This window comes from Hoeflea sp. IMCC20628, assembly GCF_001011155.1.
GTDB lineage: Bacteria > Pseudomonadota > Alphaproteobacteria > Rhizobiales > Rhizobiaceae > Hoeflea.
Genome location: NZ_CP011479.1, coordinates 2617522 through 2632568 on the forward strand (window position 1 = coordinate 2617522; position 15047 = coordinate 2632568).

The following is a 15047-nucleotide window of genomic DNA, read 5'->3' on the forward strand; positions in this document are numbered from 1 at the left end:
GCTTTTCAGTCTGCTTGAGGAATCCGGTGCACCGCAGCGATGCGATGCCGCCAGGAGGGAACCAGCACGCTTTCGATGACGCCGACGGGTTCATAGGCGTGGATGAAGTGATCCGGGCCTGAGAGAATGCCGGCATGTTTGGCCGAAACCCCGGCGCGCCAGCGGAACAGAATGATGTCTCCCGGTCTCGCTTCCGAAACAGGAATGGCATCACCGCAATGGCTTCGCGCGGCAATGATCAGCCGGTCGCTTCCAGCACGCTCAGCCCAGTCCGGTGCATAGGCTCCGGGGTCTTGCGTGCTGCTTCCGGTGATCTCGGCCCAGACCCCACGGACCAGGCCGAGGCAGTCGCAACCCACCCCTTTGCGCGACCCCTGATGCCGGTAAGGCGTGCCGATCCAGGCGCGCGCCGCGGCAACAATGCGCAGGCCCTGATCATCGCCGCTCATGGTACTATCGGCCTGCCGTCATGCACCGTGTCGGCATCGGCGTAGCCATAGGCAAAGTCGCTGCCCGGTAGATAGGGAAAGCCCTGAAAATTGAGTCCGTTGGCAAACTTGGCTGAACAGGTTTCGAACGCCTTGTCGCACCCCGCTGACACCTGAATCTGATCACCCGGCACGGGCAGCCGCGCCAAAGGCTGCCACAGCGCAAGGCGCGCTCCTCCAGCCTCGACCGTGTGGCTTGAGATGTCTGCGGACAAGCCTGAAAGCAACCCGGTCGAAAAGCTGATACGGCCATTGCCGAACCAACCGGCGGGCTGGCTTTCGAGCCCGCTGACGACCAATGTCATCTCGTCGACCACTTCGACGATTGCCCCGCTCAGCCTGAACGGTGCCACCGAGATATCTTTGCCGCAGCGCGCGTCACCCAGATCGGCGTCGCAACGGCTGCCATAAAGCCGCCCCTGCGGCTGGTCGAGCCGGGCTGCCAGGCTGCGCAATTCAACCGTGAAGGCCTGTCCCGCCGTGCGCACCTCGCCCAGTTCGCGGGTCGACAACAGCGCGTGGTCGCCGGGGTTTTGCCAGTTGACCAGAAAGGTCTCGACCCGTGCACCGTCATAGCGCCCCAGCGCCAGATCAGCGGTGCTGATCGCCGCATCGGAAAAAGCACCCGCCACATCGGCGGCGTCGGCTTCCAGCCCCAGCCCGGTTTCCACCTCGCTGGCGCGAAACCCGGTGGCGGCGGAAAACACCGTGCCATCGAATGCGAGATCACGGTCATGCTCGGTAAAACCCAGCACCAGGCCATCAGTCCGGGTCAGCCGCCAGGCATGGCATGTCGTCGTCGACGTCTCAGCAAGATGCGCAACAAGCGCGCTCGGCAAATCCCTCATGGCTTGATCTCCACCAATGGCACGCTTGGCACCGAGCCCGCCTTGAACGCCGCAAGGCTCACTTCGATGCGGTCGGTGTCAAAGCGCACCGGAATGTCAAACTCAAAGCCTGCGGTCACGACCGCGCCGGGCGCAGGTGTTGATCCCGGCGCAATCGTCACCAGCCCGGCAGCGTGATCGACAGCGTAGTCGCCCGGCTCCAGAGCCAGGCCGTCAACCGCCAGCACGACAGATCCCTCGCTTGGTTTTTCGATCCGCCGTGTGGTCGCACCTCCCGCATCGGCATAGGTTTTTGTCAGTTCAAACACCGTCTGCACCCCGTCGCCGGTGCCGATCTGTTGGTCGATGGCGGTAACCGCCTGTCCCGGCGGTGCCGAGGCATGATCAACCGGATCGCGGAAGCGAAAACCATAGAACTGGCCGCGGCGGGCTTCGAAAAACGCGGTGAGTTGATAGAGATCATCGAGCCCGCGCAGGCCGGTGCCCGCATCATAGCGTCGCCGCGCTTCGGCCCAGCGGGCATTGCGGGTTTCGCCGCCATTTGACAGCGCCACAATGTCGGTGCGCCGCCACTGGCGCCCAGCGATAGCCGCAATGGAAACTGTACTTCGTGAAAGCCGTTGCTCATGCCTCACCTCCCGTTTCACAAGCCGCGACGGCCACGGCCGACCGCACGGGCTAGCATGGCGGTCACCTGGGCCTCGGATTTTGCAAAACTCTGCGCATCCGGCGTGGTCACATTGAAGGTCACCTGCACCGTCTGGGTCGCGCCGCCCGAGGCCACGCCCAGCCGGCCGTCGACCCCGCGGCTCAACGGCAGGATCGCTTCCGCGCCCGCCTCGCCCATCAGCCCGACATCGCCGCCCGGCATCGGAAAATAGGATGGCCCGCCAACCACGCCGCCATCGGCGAACGCGTTGACGCGTCCCGGCACGCCGCCCTTGGCAAAGTGCAACAGCCGGCCAAGGCTGCCGGTCAGCCCGGCGACCGAATTGCTCATCAACTGCTCCAGCGGCTTCATCCCGGCATCGAGCGCAATGCCGACCATGCGGGTGCCCAGCGTGCGCAGCACACCGTCGAGATTTCGCCCCTCCACCGTCGCCGATTTTAACGCGCCCGACAGCGCTCCACCAAAGGCATCGGCCTTCTGTGTCAGCTCATCAAGCGCCCGGTCGGCACCGTTGAGATCGAGTTCGACATCGACATTCAGGCTCGCCTCATCGGCCATCGGAAGGCTCCTTTGCAAAGGCAGCATCGCTGCTGCGGGTGTCGGGAAACTGCGCCATCAGCGCCTCGAGCCCGCGCCGGGTTGCTGTGTGCGGCGCGTCGGCCCCACCAATCAGCGCGGTCAGTTCCGGCAGGCTCAGCCGCCAGAACGCGTCAGGGGTCAGCCGCAGGTGGCCAAGGCCGAAGCGGATCACGGACGCCCAGGGGAAAAACGCCCGCTCCGGCTTCGTCACCTCGTCGCGACCTGCGGCCCGGGAGGGTTTGCCGGCCTGTCCGGAACCGGGCCCTCCCGATCTGATGTTGTGTGTAAAATCGCGTCTGCCTGTTCGCCGCCAAAACTCACCCACAGCAGTTCGGTGGCAATGCGGACAAAGCCCGCCGCGCCGCCCTCTGTCGACATTTCGGCCACGTCCTCATCGCTGAGCCTGTTGCCTGCGCCACGGAGCCCGGCCCCGACAATGCGGATGATGTCGCTTGCCGAAAGCCGGCCTGCCTCGAAGCGGCCGGCAAGCTCCATCAGATTGGCGACGCCGAAAGCGCTCTCGAGCTCGGCCAGCGCGCCCAGCGTCAAGCACAACAGCCTTGTCTCGCCATCGAACTCGGCCGCGATTTCGCCGCGATGGCGGTTGGGGTGAATCCGCATCCCCGCCTCACTCCGCCGCAAAGAGCAGCGCGCCGGCCGATTCCAGCGCGATCTCGAAGGTCATCTCGCCGTCATGACGTCCGGCATATTCGAGCGCCGTGATCTGGAACGGCCCGGTCACGGTTCCGAAATCCGGGACCGCCACCTGCCAGTCGCGGATCTCCGTGGCAAAGAACACGGTTCGCGTCAGCGCATCGCTGGCCTGGTCCTTGAACAGCCCGCCGCCCGACAGCGACGCCCGCTGCACCCCGGCGCCGCCCAAAAGTTCGCGCCAGCGCCCGGCGGATTCGGCGTCGGTGATGTCAACGGCTTGCGCATTGAAGGCCAGCCGCCGGGCACGCAATCCGGCGATGGTGACGAAATTCCCGCCATCATCGATCTTGATGAGCAGGTCCTTGCCTTTCTGGGCGGTCATCGAAATGTCCTTTCAAACTCGTGGTTCGGAGTATCAGCGCCAGCCGGGATCACGGCTCGGTCACCGCACGAAACCTCAGCCGCGCCACATGCAGCCCGGTCCTGGACGCGCGGCGGCTGACCGTGCGTTCGTGGCGAAGGTTGATCAGCACTGCGCCGTCAAGCATCAGATCAGCATCATGGAGTGCTGCACGCACCGCGTCACCCAGCTCGACCGCCTGCTTGCGCCCGTTCTGTTTGGTCCAGGCCTCGATCTCGAAACGGTGCTGGCTGGCATCCGCATCACCGGTGGAGAAATCAGTTGTCGTGGTCTCGCCCAGCACCAGATAAGGCGGCTCGGCACGGGTGATCAGCCGGTCGAAAATCCGACCGGCTCCGATGATCGCGAGCACGTTCAGATCTGCTGCCAAACGCTCGATCACCGCTTGCTGCAATGCATTGGCACTCATGGCCGGGCCTCCTCGCAGTCGCAGACCAGATAGCGGCGGCTCTCTTCCGGATCGCGCAAACTGCGAATGAACAGCGTGCGATCCCGGTAGGCAAAGCGCATGGCGTGCCGGACATCGCCGCGATAGCGGATGGTGACCCGGTGGGTGATTGGTGCAGTGGCGGCACCGGCCTGTTCTTCAGCCTTTGCCCGCAGCGGTTCAATCCGTCCCCAAAGCTCTGCGAGCAGCGTCCAGCCCTCCGCAACACCACCCTGCCCGTCGGGCAGATCTGTCGGTGCTTCGAGCGCCAGCCGAGCGCTCAGGCGGCCGGGATCAACAAACAGCGAGGCCATCACAGAGCCCGCCTTTGCCAAGGCGCGATCAGCCGGTCGTAGCCCGCCGGAATGGAGGCCGGCTGCATGTCGGCGGTCACCGCACCGCGGAATTCATAAAGGTGCGCGGCATGTATGAGGATGGCCCGTTTGAGCTCCGGCGGCACTTCGTTCACCGAGCTGAAGCCCGCGGTAAACTCGATCTCGATGCCGTTGATCGGCGGCTCTGGCCGCGACCGTTCCCGCATCACCAGCCGCGCGGGCTTCGCCGTCGCATCTAGCAGCAGGCCAGTCAGATCCTGATCCTGCGCCACGCCATCGGCGTCATAAACCAGAATCGCATCAATGTTTTGAACCGGCGTTCTCATCAACTGAATCACCTCGCTCCGAGGCCAGTCATCGAGAAACAAACGGAACCCCTGGCTCATCAAAGCCACGCCGGTGACAGCTTCAAGATGGGCGCGAGCCACGCGGATCAGGCTTTCGAGAAGATCGTCTTCATCGCCCGCGTCGATGCGCAGATGCGCCTTCAACTCGGCAAGCGTCACCGGTTCCGCCAGCGGCGGATCGGTCTGAATCAGGGTCATGGCAGTCTCCGGCAATGAAGTATTTCGGGGGGCGTGTCCCTCCCCCGGAAGCCGGGAGAGGGTTAGTTTCGGCGGACCGAAAATTCCGTCAGGCGGCGAATTTCAGAAGCTTGATCGCCTCGAAATTCTGCACCCCGCCGCCCACGCGCTTGGTGGTGTAAAACAGCACATAGGGCTTGGCCGAATAGGGATCGCGCAGGATGCGAACCCCGGTGCGGTCAACCACCAGATAGCCGCGACGGAAATCACCAAAGGCGATCGACGCCGAGTCCGCGGCGATGTCGGGCATGTCCTCGGCCTCGACCACCGGAAAGCCCATCAGGGCTGCCTGCTGGCCCGCGCCCGCCGGCGGCGTCCAGAGATAGTTGCCGTCGGCATCCTTGAACTTGCGGATCTGGGCCTGGGTCTTGCGGTTCATCACGAAACGGCCGTTCTGGCGGTGCCCGGCCTTGAGCGCATAGATCAGCTCCACCAGCCGGTCGGAGGGATCAGCGCCAAAAGCGCCCGATGATCCGGTGGAGATATGGCCGAGATTGCCCCAGCTCCAGCTGTCATCGTCGACGCTCGGGTAATCGAGAAAGCCGCGCGGCTTGTTGGCGCCATCGCCATTGACGAAGGCCGCCCCCTCCTGCTCGGCAAACGCGGCTTCGACTTCGCTGGCGATCCAGCCCTCGATGTCGACAGCACTGTCCTCGATCAGCGAGGCGGTGGCAGCCGGCATGGCGTAGAGCTCCATGGTCGGAAACTGCAATTCCGCCAGTTGCGGTGCCGCCGTCTGCGGCCGTGCATCGGTCTCGCCAACCCAGCCGGTGGCCATACCGTCAAGCGCAAAGGGCTTTTTCAGCACAGCACCCGAGACCTGCCGCACCGTGGCCATCGAGCGGATCGGCGACAGCTCGGAGAGACGCCGGCCGATCTCGCTGTCGAGCTCGTCGGGCACCAGATAGCCGCCATCTGCATCACTGCCCGCCGACATGGCTTTGAGTTCAGATTGCCGCAACCCCGCCTCATCGCCGCGGCGCACATAGGCATCAAAAGCCTGCCGCACTGGCCCCGGCGCAGCGCTGCCGCCGCGTCCGAGATCAGGACGGGCACGCTTGACCAGCAACGCGTCGAGCGTCCGCTTCTGCTCGTCCAGCGCCGTGTCGATGCGCGCCATCTTTTCCTCGGTGATCACATCACCGCCGCCGCGCCGCTCGATCTCGGCCAACCGCTCGTCATTGGATTGCTTGTAGTGCTCAAACGCGGACATGAAGTCCTCGAAAGCGGCAGAGACGTCGGCATCGACGCTTTTGGTTTCGGGCGCTCGCCCGGTTTTGATCAGGGTGTTCATCGGTCGTCCTTTCAACAGATTGGGTTCGGTGGGCCGGGAAGTGCGAGACAACGCGCTTGTCAATGTGCGCATCTGGCGTTCCAGGCGTTTGAGATCCTCCGGCGCAGCGTCCTGCCTGTCCGAAAGCGCGCCAAAGCCACGGGCAATCAGCCCGCGCGCCTGGCGTCTGCTCAGCCCCGCATCCCGCGTGAGCCGGCGTTCGAGTTCACGCCGCGTCGGCGCCGGTGTTGCCTGCCCGAACCCTTTGACCGCGGTCACCCGCGCGCCCGGCTGCATCGGGAAGGTCACCACCGAAATCTCCCAGAGATCGGCGCTCAAAATCCGCCGCACCCCGACCTTGGCTTCATTGCGAGCGCGCAAGGTCTGAAACCCGATCGACAGCCCGTCGAGCGCGCCGGATTTCATCAGCTCATGGACTTCCCGGGCACGAGCCACGCCAAGCGCCAGCTTGCCCTCGACATGCAGCCCGCGACTGTCTTCGCGGATCGACAGCCAGCGGCCGATCGGCTGGTCCGGGTCGTGCTGGTAGAGCATGCGCACATCGCTGGCGCCGCGCCGCTTCAGCGACGCTGCAAAAGCGCCCGGCTCGATCACGTCACGGCCCAGATCAACCGCGCCAAACAGGCTGGCATAGCCCGAGAAACTGCCGTCGCCGCTGACGTCTTCCAGTGCCAGATCGACACGTTTGTGCTGCCGTCCGGATGCGCTCCAGTCGCTTGTCATGGTTTTGTCCTTGATGTTGTCGAAGTGTTTTCTGTCGCGCCGCGTGCAGCGTTTATGCTCTGGGGCCGCGCCCGGTTCGGTCGGCAATTCGCGCCAATGCGCCGAGCACCCACCAGGCGGTCATGCTGGCGGCGGCCGATCCGGTCAGCAGGGTTTCGGTCCTGGACAACAGCCCGCTCACCCCCATCCACTGCGCTAGCGCCACGCCTGCCGGAGCACCGAAAACCAGGCCGGAGACAATGCCGGCGATGGCCCGCGCCACAGCTTCGCGCGCGCCTTTGGGCATCATGTAGGCGAGCGAAACCAGCGCACCGGCGACAGCCCCGGCAATGCGGGCGGCCAGCATTGCCGGCTCCGGATCCATGCTTTGCATCGCTTCACCTCCGGCGGTCAGATCCGCCTCACAGATTGAATCAGGCGATTGCCGGTTTGAATCCGGTTCAGCCCGCAACACGCTGATATCCCACAGCTTCCCGCTTCTCTTCGTCAGTCAGGAAATCAGCAGCACCGACCCGCGCCCACAGCCCGTCACGCTCGGCGGAAAGGCCCGGCAGGCGGTCGGCGTCATAGTCGATCTTGAGCCCCGCCCCGTGAACGGGCTGCAGCCAGGCGGTCAGCGCGGCCGCCGTTCGGTGCACCAGCGGCAGCACCGTGAGGCGGCAGAAGGCGCGGTTGGCCTCCTGGTAATTGGCGTAGGTCAGATCGCCCGGGATGCCCAAGAGCATCGGCGGCACACCCAGCGCCAAAGCGATGTCACGTGCAGCCCCGTTGCGCGCCTCAATGAAATCCATGTCGCGCGGCGTCAGCCCCATCGCTTTCCAGTCGAGCCCGCCCTCAAGCAGCATCGGACGACCTGCCTTGCGCGCACCCTGATAGCCTTCCTGGAGCTCGGCCTTGAGCCGCTCATATTGCTCGGGCGTCAGATTGCCGCCGTCCTTGGGTTGATAGACCAGCGCGCCGGATGGCCGAGCGGAATTATCCAGCAGCGCCTTGTTCCAGCTCATCGCCGCATTGTGCAGATCCAGCGCCATCAGCGCGGCTTCCAGCGGCGCAAATCCACGATGATCATCAAGCGGGTGAAACAGTTTCAGATGCAGCAGACCCGGCCCCTCTTCCGGGCTCACCGCAAAGCGCTGCCGCCGGCCACCGGCCTGATGCTCATAGGCCACGGGCCATCCATCCGGCCCGGTGATCACCCGCATCCGGTCGGGCCGCAAGAGCTGCAACCCGGCCACCCGTCCGCCGGCGCTGACCGGGTTGATCCAGGCATTGCCCGAGAGCACCAGATGGCCATACAGCGTCTCGAAGAAGCCGTCGCCGGCGCCATTCGGGTCCGGTCGGTTGAGCAGATCCAGCACCGGGTGCCGCTCCTGCTCGCGGCCACCGTCAAATACCAACCAGGGCACCGAAGCGGCTGCTTCGGCAATCATCCGCGTTGCCCGGTGCGCCACCGGATTGCGCATGAAGCCTTCGCGCGCAATCGCGGCATAGCTGCGCCCGCTCCACTGCGCGCCCGCGTCACCCGCAAGTGCGGCGATCGCGCCCGGCAGCCAGCTCTTGGCGGCAGGGGCGCGGCTCTGCGCTGCACGGGTCCAGGGAAGCCTCAATCCGAATGCCATATCAATGCCCTTTCAAATTCAGTGATGAAACCCCGGCGTTTACTTGCCGTCGCGGACCGCCTAGAAAACCGCATGCCGCCCGTAAGGAGTGACCGCGTTGCTGTTTCAATGGTTGATCGTCGCCAGCATTGTCGCGCTGGTGGCCACGTCTCTGGTCCACTCCGTCGGTGGCGAAATCTACCTGCTGCGGCCGCTGTTCAAGCATCGGGGAAACCGCGTGCTCGATCACTCGCTGGCGCGCATGGTCCTGCGGTTCGTTTGGCATGTGACGTCCGTCTCCTGGCTCGTGCTGGCCGTCATCCTGTACGCGCTGGCCTTCGACGAACCGCATCTGCGCACCGTCATCCTTGGCGGCGTCGGTCTCAGTTTTTCCGCGGTCGGGCTCTTCGATCTCATTGCCAGCCGGGGCCGGCACATCGGCTGGCCGCTGTTGCTTCTCACCGGCCTGTTCGCGCTTGCGGCGCTGGCCTACTCCTGACGCATTGCCGTCAATAACCGTGCCGAAGCGAAATTTTCTCCGTCACCCCGGACTTGATCCGGGGTCCAGCGACCCGGCATCCGCCGGGTCAAAAGACTCTCTTCAGCCCAAGGACTTGGGCTTGCTGGATGCCGGATCCGGGGTCCGGCATGACAAAGGAGTGAAACACCGCCGCACGCCAACCCCCTCACAAATGCCTGATTTGCGGCGCGCCTCTGCGCCCCAGCATCAGCTCGGTCAGCGCCCAGACCAGCGCGTCGAGCCGGTCGGGCGAACGGCCTGACGACAGCCCGTCGGGGCCGAAATCACACATCTGGTCTTCGAGCCCGCCAAAATGGCCGGCATGGACCACCCGGCCCTGCTCGTAGAGTGCCGCCACCGGTTCGGCGCGCAGCCACTTGCCGCGCGTTGCCCGCACGGTGCGGACCGGCAGCGAAGCATCGACGGTGCGCAGCACGCTTGTCACCATGTCGCCGCCCTGGTTGATCTCGGCCACCACGCAATCGGCGTCAAAGCGGCGGTAGAGCCGGCTCACCGCATTGGCCCAGGCCGACGGGCTTGCGCCCTCCACCGAGCCATCAGCCAGCACCACTGCGCGGCCTTCCGCGTCCAAACCTGCGGCAACAATGCCGCAGCAGGAGTACCTGGCTTCGCTCACCGCCGGCGGATCGACCGCCACCACGATGCGGGCCAGAGGCCCGTGACTTCGCACCGTCAGCGCCTCGATCTGGTCGCGTCGCCACAGCCCGTCCTCGCGGTCGGCGATCAACTCGCCGTCAAGCTCCTGCCGCCCCAACCGTGTGCCGCCATAGCGCGCCCTTATGGCGTCAAGAAAGCCCGTCGCCAGATTGCCTGCGGTGTCTTCAGTCCGTATCCGCGTCACCCGCGTGGCCGCGTCTTTGACCAGCGCCAGCATCAACGGTGTTGCCCTTGGCGTCGTCGTCACCAGTTGCCGTGGCGAGGTCCCGAGCCGCAGGCCAAATTGCAGCATGTCCCAGGTCTCGCGTTGATCGCGCCATTTGCCCAATTCGTCGCACCAGGCCAGATCGAACTGCGGCCCTCGCAGGCTTTCGGGGTCTTCGGACGAAAACATCTGCGCCACAGCACCCGACGGCCACACCAGCCTGCGCCGCGTCGCCTCAAAACTCGGGCGCTCACCGCGCGCCACGCCCATGATCCCCGACACGCCGTCAATCATCACCTCGCGGGCATCGCCAAAGGTTTCCGCCACCAATGCGATGCGGCCATCCTTGCCCAATCCGGCAATCTCGCCGGAAGCCAACCCGTGCACCCATTCGGCGCCGGCGCGGGTTTTGCCCGAGCCCCGTCCGCCCATCAGCAGCCAGGTCCGCCAAGCCCCTTCGGGCGGCATCTGATCGGGTCGCGCCAAAAAGTCCCAGGCGGTGGCATTCTCGATCAGCGCCTCATCGCCAAGCTGGCCCAGATGCGCCGCTATCAGTTCGGCGATGCCAAGCGGTGCCATCTGTGTTTGCAGCCCTTGGAATGCCCCATCCCTGTCGCCGCCTTCCTCACCGGGCTCAACCGCATCGGCTTTCCGTCCGGCTGGCCGGGCGTTCTGCGTCGGCCGGCAATCCAGCCGGGTGTAATAGGGCAGACCCCACTCCGGCTCGGGCCGCGCCCAGACCCCGGATTTGAGCGCTGCTGCCATCGACCGGATCGTCATGCGTCTTTCTCCTGTTTGCATTCAGCACTCGGCAAAATCCGATTTGGGGTGACGCCCCCCACCAACTCCGTCACCCGGACTTGATCCAGACAAGCGAAGCGACGTCGTAGCCCCCGGGGTCCAGCGACCCGGCGTCTGCCGGGTCAGAAGACTCTTTCACCCCACAGTCAGCGGCTCACCGGGCTTCAACCCTTGTCCGGTTCGAATTTTCCTGTCCCGAACCTTCATCGCGGGATGCCGTACTGCCTTCCTCACGCCCGTCTTCACCCCCACTCTCCGCGGCACCGTTAGCCCGCTCAACCGCCAACCGTTCGGCGGCGGTGAGGATCAGTTGCCGCACCGTCTGGCGCAATTGTTCGCGCTCGTCAGGGCTCAGCGTCCGGCTCGTCGAGCGGGCCTGGTCCTCGGCAATCAACCGTTCCATCTGGTCGATCTTTTCCAGTGTCCGAGCGATCAGCGCCACCTGATCCACCGCCGCCTTGCCTTCGGTCCCATCGGCGCCCAGCCGTGCCGCCTCGCGGTCGAGCACGGCGCGCATCTGCGCCAGCATTTTTCGCGTGCTCTCGGCCAGCAAGGTCGGCTCCGGCACGGGCGCGCTCACGGGGCCATCCGTCGCCTCATCCGCTCCCTGCTGCTTGATCTCGACCGGCTCCAGCGCCAGCACCAGCTCGACCAACCGATCAATCAAGCCTGCCTCATCCAATCCAGAGCGGTCAGGTCCAGACAGCATGGCTCCCGCCGCGCACCCAAAAGGTTCGGTCATTAAAGCCTCGCAATTTCCACAATTCCGGCCAGATCCGGCCAACAAAAAAGCGCCCCGGACACTCCAGAGGCGCTTGGCACACAATACACTGTCGTGGCGGCCAAACCGCCTGATCTCTGTCACTTTGACTCAGCGGAAACCCGCCTTCGCCTAACCACCGTTTCCGGCGCACTTCTGTGACGATGACATAAACCTACCAGAGCACCGTAACGCCATCAAGGATTATTTTCCTATTTTGATGCACAAGGTGCCAGAAAACAATCCAAGATAGAGCTACGAAGGCTGACACTGAGAACACTGAGGAAATTCAAATCATACCTGAGGTGATTGAGGCGGGAGAGCGCGTTTGCTTATTTCACTCTGTTGAGAACGTAGCGTTTCCAGATGATTTCGTATCACGGATATTTCGGGCAATGGCCTCCCGATCTCATCGTCTCCCGCAAAATGGGCAGTCAGCTTAAACAGCGCTGTGACCAGCGAGTCGATGGCCGCGGTTAACTTGGCCATTTCGCCGGATGTATAAGGCGCGCTTTGCAGAGTTAGATACCCTTTCCCGTTTTTTGCTGAGAACCCTCCGTAGACGATATCGTCAGACCCAACATAATACGAATGAGCATGAGCTATCGAGTTCCTGCCGATCCGGCACTGGTCAAAAAGCTTGAGTGTTTCTAGGGTATACTCGCACAGTTGGTCATCCTTATACTCACGAAATAGTCAATTCCGAACGAGTGTTAACCGTGTGACAGTCGGCATATCGTTTGTCACAAGTTCAGCGGACGGTGAGGGTATGCGCGCAAGTACCCAAATAAGTTGGGGAAGCATGCAGTCAGCGAGATTCCAGCCGAGGACTACCGAACCGACCGCCGCGAGCCTTTCTTGATCGTAGTCCTCTACTCGAACTAGTTCAAACGGGTATTCAATAGCCATGTCAGACACCAATAAGAAAACAGACCAAGAAAAGGGCGACGAGGTTTTGTGCCGCCTGTTGAAACCCCCTCCCGATCCGGAGACCGGGAAGGGCGGTGGCTCCCTTCCCGTATCAGGATGGAGAGCCGTTCAAAGGTTCTTCTGCAACCACTCAGTCACGTTTTGAGGGTTGCCAGTCCAAGCACCCTCGCCGCTAAGCCCGAGGACGAGTAGCTTATCGTTATCATCGACACACCCCTTTAGGTTGTCTCGGATAGTGGCCGCTGATTGATCCGTTGTGATAATCCATACTGACCGCTGAGCGTGCCAATGGGTTCCATAAGTCTTCAGCTTCTCGGTGATGCACTCATAGTTTTGACCATCTTCGTGAAGGTCATAGGCAACGAGATAAGATTTCATTTAAGTTTCCTGTGTGACGCCACAGGGCGGCTTGACGAGAATCGTGGGAGGATTCAAAGTCTGTTTGCAACTCATTCGGGCCGCCCTGTGGCTCGGTTGAACTAAGGCGGAGGTTGTCTAGGCCTCCGCCTTTCACGTTGCAGTGAGTCGTTCAACTGACGCAAGCGGCGTGTATTGCCAATCCTTGCTATTCACAGGTTGCACGTGTTCTTCTTTCGTTTCGTTGGAATTCTACGGATTTTTCGCTTAGGCGTGACCGGCTTCACCATTCGTCTTTGAGTTGCCCCCTTCGCCATCACGACGCGCATTGACGGAATGCGTCACAGTGGAATTGTTTGCGTATTGCTCGCCAGTCCCGAAGTAGACGCGAGACTCATCGGTTTCGATTTCCCGGCAAAGCCCTGACTTCAGACAAAACTGCTTATGCTTCGCCACGACGGCTTCTCCGGTGGCAAGCCACCAAACCCGCCTTGCCCGCAACAGGGTTGATCTTTGGGTAAAACAACAGCAACATCAAAGACTAGGCGCTCCATGTGGGAATGTCGGTTTGATCTGACTTCCGATCGCACGAAGTGCTCGGGTAACGGCCCGGACAGATCAATCCAGATTCACACAATTAGTGGCGAAATCAGCGTCTGAGTTGAAAGTCGGCAACCCATTCCGGTCTTGCCGCACCCTGTATTGGAGACAAATCATATGTTGAAAAAATTTGGACAAGTCGTGCTTGCCGGGGCATTTGCGATCATCTTGCCTGGCAGCCTGGCTGCGCAGAATTACAAGCTGATCACCAGCAAGGCAGAGTTTATCAGCCTGATGTCAAACAGGACAATTACCGATCACAAGGGTGGCGGCTCAAAGGACATCTACCATGATGACGGGCGGATGACCGGGGATCATGATGATGGCAAGAAGTTCGTAGGCAACTGGACCTGGGACGGGACCGGCATCTGCATTTCCGGAGAAATCATCGGCAAGTGGAAAATTGATCCGGGCTGCGCCGAAGTGTCGGTAAGCGGCTCCACTGCCAAATTGACCTGGCGCGACTTTGCGGAAGAATATTTCACCATAGGAAACTGATTGGCGGCGATGTCCGGTTCATCCGGCCGATTGGTTCGGATAGAGGCCGCATTTATCCATACGACTGTAATAGTTCCCCATCCGCTTCCACCCCGATAAAAAAACCGCCGGGACCATTGGTCACCGGCGGTAGAGGTGTGCTTCAGGGGGGAGGAAGCGGTATTTGGGAGCTAGGCGATGGCGACAATGCCGAGGACGGCGAGCAGGAACAACACCAGCACGATGCCGACCAGAAGCTTGACGCCGGTCAGTGCAGCACCCGACAGTCGGCTGAAGCCGAGCAGGCCGGCCACCGCCGCAACAATTAGCAAGATCAGGATCCATTGGATCATCGAATAAACCCTCCATTTGGCAATACAGGGTATCAATGCAGCCGGGCAGTTTTGGTTCCACGTTTCAGGCACATTTTTATTGTGAACCGCCTGAGCGGTATTGTGCGGGGATGCGAAGCGTCTGACTCAGGCTTCTTCGCCCGGCCATTCGACCAGGTAATCCTCGAAATCCTCGACCGGGATGTCGACCTCGCTCAGCGTGCGGCCGCGCACTGATACGCCGGCTTCGTGCACGGTTTCCGGGTCGCCGGATACCAGCGGGTGCCACCAGTAGAGATCGCTGCCTTCGGCCACCAGCCGGTAGCCGCAGGTCGGCGGCAGCCAGGTGATGGTATCAACCTGATCCGGCGTCAGTCCTATGCAGTCGGGCACCGTGGCCTGACGGTTGGCGTAGTCCTTGCAGCGGCAGCTCTCGCCGTCGAGCAACCGGCAGGCAACATTGGTCCAGGCAATTTCGCCGGTGTCCCAGTCCTCGAGCTTGTTGAGGCAGCAGCGGCCGCAGCCGTCGCACAGGCTTTCCCATTCGACCGCACTCATGTCCTCGAGCCGCTTGGTTCTCCAGAAGGGCTTGGTGCCCATGGTGTCTTCCTTTTTGCATTCCGACGCGGTTGGCAACACGCATCCAGCTTGTCCTTTGACCGAAAATCGGCCAAAAGCATAGACCATGGGGCAAATTTGGCGGTGACATCTCACCGCTTGCAACGCTAACAGGCGCGGCGTCAACTGCCGCCGGCAATGGATTAAA

At 62.6% G+C, this 15047-nt stretch carries 19 protein-coding genes and 2 pseudogenes; 2 read left to right on the forward strand and 19 right to left on the reverse strand.

Annotated elements, in window-relative coordinates:
• Nucleotides 1–5 precede the first annotated feature (5 nt).
• From IMCC20628_RS12410 to IMCC20628_RS12475, 14 genes and pseudogenes are all read right to left on the reverse strand, one after another.
• Nucleotides 6–449 (reverse strand): NlpC/P60 family protein, encoded by a 444-nt coding sequence (locus IMCC20628_RS12410; protein WP_047030479.1) that lies wholly within the window; start codon nucleotides 447–449, stop codon nucleotides 6–8.
• A complete protein-coding gene (locus IMCC20628_RS12415) occupies nucleotides 446–1336 on the reverse strand; it encodes a DUF2163 domain-containing protein (RefSeq protein WP_047030480.1) in 891 nt (296 codons plus the stop codon). The genes IMCC20628_RS12410 and IMCC20628_RS12415 overlap by 4 nt, the downstream gene beginning before the upstream one ends.
• A pseudogene (locus IMCC20628_RS12420) lies at nucleotides 1333–1964 on the reverse strand (DUF2460 domain-containing protein). The gene IMCC20628_RS12415 and the pseudogene IMCC20628_RS12420 overlap by 4 nt, the downstream one beginning before the upstream one ends.
• A 15-nt stretch (nucleotides 1965–1979) precedes the next feature.
• Complete coding sequence (locus IMCC20628_RS12425; protein ID WP_047030481.1) at nucleotides 1980–2564, reverse strand: phage tail tape measure protein; 585 nt, start codon at nucleotides 2562–2564, stop codon at nucleotides 1980–1982.
• Complete coding sequence (locus IMCC20628_RS12430) at nucleotides 2554–2796, reverse strand: rcc01693 family protein (RefSeq protein WP_047030482.1); 243 nt, start codon at nucleotides 2794–2796, stop codon at nucleotides 2554–2556. Before IMCC20628_RS12430 ends, IMCC20628_RS12425 begins: the two co-directional genes overlap by 11 nt.
• Nucleotides 2793–3206, reverse strand: a complete 414-nt coding sequence (locus IMCC20628_RS12435) for a gene transfer agent family protein (protein ID WP_082128121.1) — start codon at nucleotides 3204–3206, stop codon at nucleotides 2793–2795. Before IMCC20628_RS12435 ends, IMCC20628_RS12430 begins: the two co-directional genes overlap by 4 nt.
• Nucleotides 3207–3213: 7 nt before the next feature.
• Nucleotides 3214–3621, reverse strand: a complete 408-nt coding sequence (locus tag IMCC20628_RS12440) for a phage major tail protein, TP901-1 family (protein ID WP_047030483.1) — start codon at nucleotides 3619–3621, stop codon at nucleotides 3214–3216.
• A gap of 49 nt (nucleotides 3622–3670) precedes the next feature.
• The gene (locus tag IMCC20628_RS12445; protein ID WP_047030484.1) at nucleotides 3671–4069 is read right to left on the reverse strand and encodes a DUF3168 domain-containing protein; all 399 of its coding nucleotides are present in this window, start codon (nucleotides 4067–4069) and stop codon (nucleotides 3671–3673) included.
• A complete protein-coding gene (locus IMCC20628_RS12450) occupies nucleotides 4066–4401 on the reverse strand; it encodes a phage head closure protein (protein ID WP_047030485.1) in 336 nt (111 codons plus the stop codon). Before IMCC20628_RS12450 ends, IMCC20628_RS12445 begins: the two co-directional genes overlap by 4 nt.
• Nucleotides 4401–4967 carry a head-tail connector protein gene (locus IMCC20628_RS12455; RefSeq protein ID WP_047030486.1) on the reverse strand — a complete coding sequence of 189 codons (567 nt, stop codon included), beginning with the start codon at nucleotides 4965–4967 and terminating at the stop codon, nucleotides 4401–4403. The genes IMCC20628_RS12450 and IMCC20628_RS12455 overlap by 1 nt, the downstream gene beginning before the upstream one ends.
• Before the next feature lie 88 nt (nucleotides 4968–5055).
• On the reverse strand, nucleotides 5056–6300 hold the full coding sequence (locus tag IMCC20628_RS25640; protein ID WP_047032524.1) for a phage major capsid protein: 1245 nt from the start codon (nucleotides 6298–6300) through the stop codon (nucleotides 5056–5058).
• Between the two features lie 255 nt (nucleotides 6301–6555).
• Nucleotides 6556–7023 (reverse strand): annotated as a pseudogene (locus IMCC20628_RS25645) (HK97 family phage prohead protease); the annotation flags it as partial.
• Between the two features lie 52 nt (nucleotides 7024–7075).
• Nucleotides 7076–7477, reverse strand: a complete 402-nt coding sequence (locus tag IMCC20628_RS12470) for a DUF6107 family protein (protein ID WP_156174501.1) — start codon at nucleotides 7475–7477, stop codon at nucleotides 7076–7078.
• Nucleotides 7464–8642 (reverse strand): phage portal protein, encoded by a 1179-nt coding sequence (locus tag IMCC20628_RS12475; protein WP_047030487.1) that lies wholly within the window; start codon nucleotides 8640–8642, stop codon nucleotides 7464–7466. The genes IMCC20628_RS12470 and IMCC20628_RS12475 overlap by 14 nt, the downstream gene beginning before the upstream one ends.
• A 97-nt stretch (nucleotides 8643–8739) precedes the next feature.
• On the opposite strand from IMCC20628_RS12475, the gene IMCC20628_RS12480 reads away from it, so the two are divergent.
• Nucleotides 8740–9120, forward strand: a complete 381-nt coding sequence (locus IMCC20628_RS12480) for a hypothetical protein (RefSeq protein ID WP_047030488.1) — start codon at nucleotides 8740–8742, stop codon at nucleotides 9118–9120.
• Between the two features lie 187 nt (nucleotides 9121–9307).
• Here the strand turns inward: IMCC20628_RS12480 and IMCC20628_RS12485 are convergent, their stop codons facing one another.
• The 3 genes from IMCC20628_RS12485 to IMCC20628_RS12495 all read right to left on the reverse strand — a co-directional run bounded on the left by IMCC20628_RS12485 (nucleotide 9308) and on the right by IMCC20628_RS12495 (nucleotide 12893).
• A complete protein-coding gene (locus tag IMCC20628_RS12485) occupies nucleotides 9308–10804 on the reverse strand; it encodes a terminase family protein (protein WP_245307770.1) in 1497 nt (498 codons plus the stop codon).
• Between the two features lie 175 nt (nucleotides 10805–10979).
• On the reverse strand, nucleotides 10980–11534 hold the full coding sequence (locus IMCC20628_RS12490; RefSeq protein WP_156174502.1) for a hypothetical protein: 555 nt from the start codon (nucleotides 11532–11534) through the stop codon (nucleotides 10980–10982).
• Between the two features lie 1089 nt (nucleotides 11535–12623).
• The gene (locus IMCC20628_RS12495; protein WP_047030490.1) at nucleotides 12624–12893 is read right to left on the reverse strand and encodes a hypothetical protein; all 270 of its coding nucleotides are present in this window, start codon (nucleotides 12891–12893) and stop codon (nucleotides 12624–12626) included.
• A 696-nt stretch (nucleotides 12894–13589) separates the two neighbouring features.
• On the opposite strand from IMCC20628_RS12495, the gene IMCC20628_RS12500 reads away from it, so the two are divergent.
• A complete protein-coding gene (locus tag IMCC20628_RS12500; RefSeq protein ID WP_047030491.1) occupies nucleotides 13590–13970 on the forward strand; it encodes a hypothetical protein in 381 nt (126 codons plus the stop codon).
• Between the two features lie 170 nt (nucleotides 13971–14140).
• Here IMCC20628_RS12500 and IMCC20628_RS24720 read toward each other — a convergent pair whose 3' ends face one another.
• Complete coding sequence (locus tag IMCC20628_RS24720) at nucleotides 14141–14302, reverse strand: DUF1328 family protein (RefSeq protein WP_047030492.1); 162 nt, start codon at nucleotides 14300–14302, stop codon at nucleotides 14141–14143.
• Nucleotides 14303–14428: 126 nt separating this feature from the next.
• Complete coding sequence (locus IMCC20628_RS12510) at nucleotides 14429–14881, reverse strand: YcgN family cysteine cluster protein (protein WP_047032528.1); 453 nt, start codon at nucleotides 14879–14881, stop codon at nucleotides 14429–14431.
• Nucleotides 14882–15047 lie beyond the last annotated feature (166 nt).

Coding starts and splice junctions, on each gene's coding strand:
- IMCC20628_RS12410 (WP_047030479.1), bottom strand. CDS start 449: ATGAGCGGCGATGATCAGGGCCTGCGCATTGTTGCCGCGGCGCGCGCC.
- IMCC20628_RS12415 (WP_047030480.1), bottom strand. CDS start 1,336: ATGAGGGATTTGCCGAGCGCGCTTGTTGCGCATCTTGCTGAGACGTCG.
- IMCC20628_RS12425 (WP_047030481.1), bottom strand. CDS start 2,564: ATGGCCGATGAGGCGAGCCTGAATGTCGATGTCGAACTCGATCTCAAC.
- IMCC20628_RS12435 (WP_082128121.1), bottom strand. CDS start 3,206: ATGCGGATTCACCCCAACCGCCATCGCGGCGAAATCGCGGCCGAGTTC.
- IMCC20628_RS12440 (WP_047030483.1), bottom strand. CDS start 3,621: ATGACCGCCCAGAAAGGCAAGGACCTGCTCATCAAGATCGATGATGGC.
- IMCC20628_RS12445 (WP_047030484.1), bottom strand. CDS start 4,069: ATGAGTGCCAATGCATTGCAGCAAGCGGTGATCGAGCGTTTGGCAGCA.
- IMCC20628_RS12450 (WP_047030485.1), bottom strand. CDS start 4,401: ATGGCCTCGCTGTTTGTTGATCCCGGCCGCCTGAGCGCTCGGCTGGCG.
- IMCC20628_RS12455 (WP_047030486.1), bottom strand. CDS start 4,967: ATGACCCTGATTCAGACCGATCCGCCGCTGGCGGAACCGGTGACGCTT.
- IMCC20628_RS25640 (WP_047032524.1), bottom strand. CDS start 6,300: ATGAACACCCTGATCAAAACCGGGCGAGCGCCCGAAACCAAAAGCGTC.
- IMCC20628_RS12475 (WP_047030487.1), bottom strand. CDS start 8,642: ATGGCATTCGGATTGAGGCTTCCCTGGACCCGTGCAGCGCAGAGCCGC.
- IMCC20628_RS12485 (WP_245307770.1), bottom strand. CDS start 10,804: ATGACGATCCGGTCGATGGCAGCAGCGCTCAAATCCGGGGTCTGGGCG.
- IMCC20628_RS12490 (WP_156174502.1), bottom strand. CDS start 11,534: ATGCTGTCTGGACCTGACCGCTCTGGATTGGATGAGGCAGGCTTGATT.
- IMCC20628_RS12495 (WP_047030490.1), bottom strand. CDS start 12,893: ATGAAATCTTATCTCGTTGCCTATGACCTTCACGAAGATGGTCAAAAC.
- IMCC20628_RS12500 (WP_047030491.1), top strand. CDS start 13,590: ATGTTGAAAAAATTTGGACAAGTCGTGCTTGCCGGGGCATTTGCGATC.
- IMCC20628_RS24720 (WP_047030492.1), bottom strand. CDS start 14,302: ATGATCCAATGGATCCTGATCTTGCTAATTGTTGCGGCGGTGGCCGGC.
- IMCC20628_RS12510 (WP_047032528.1), bottom strand. CDS start 14,881: ATGGGCACCAAGCCCTTCTGGAGAACCAAGCGGCTCGAGGACATGAGT.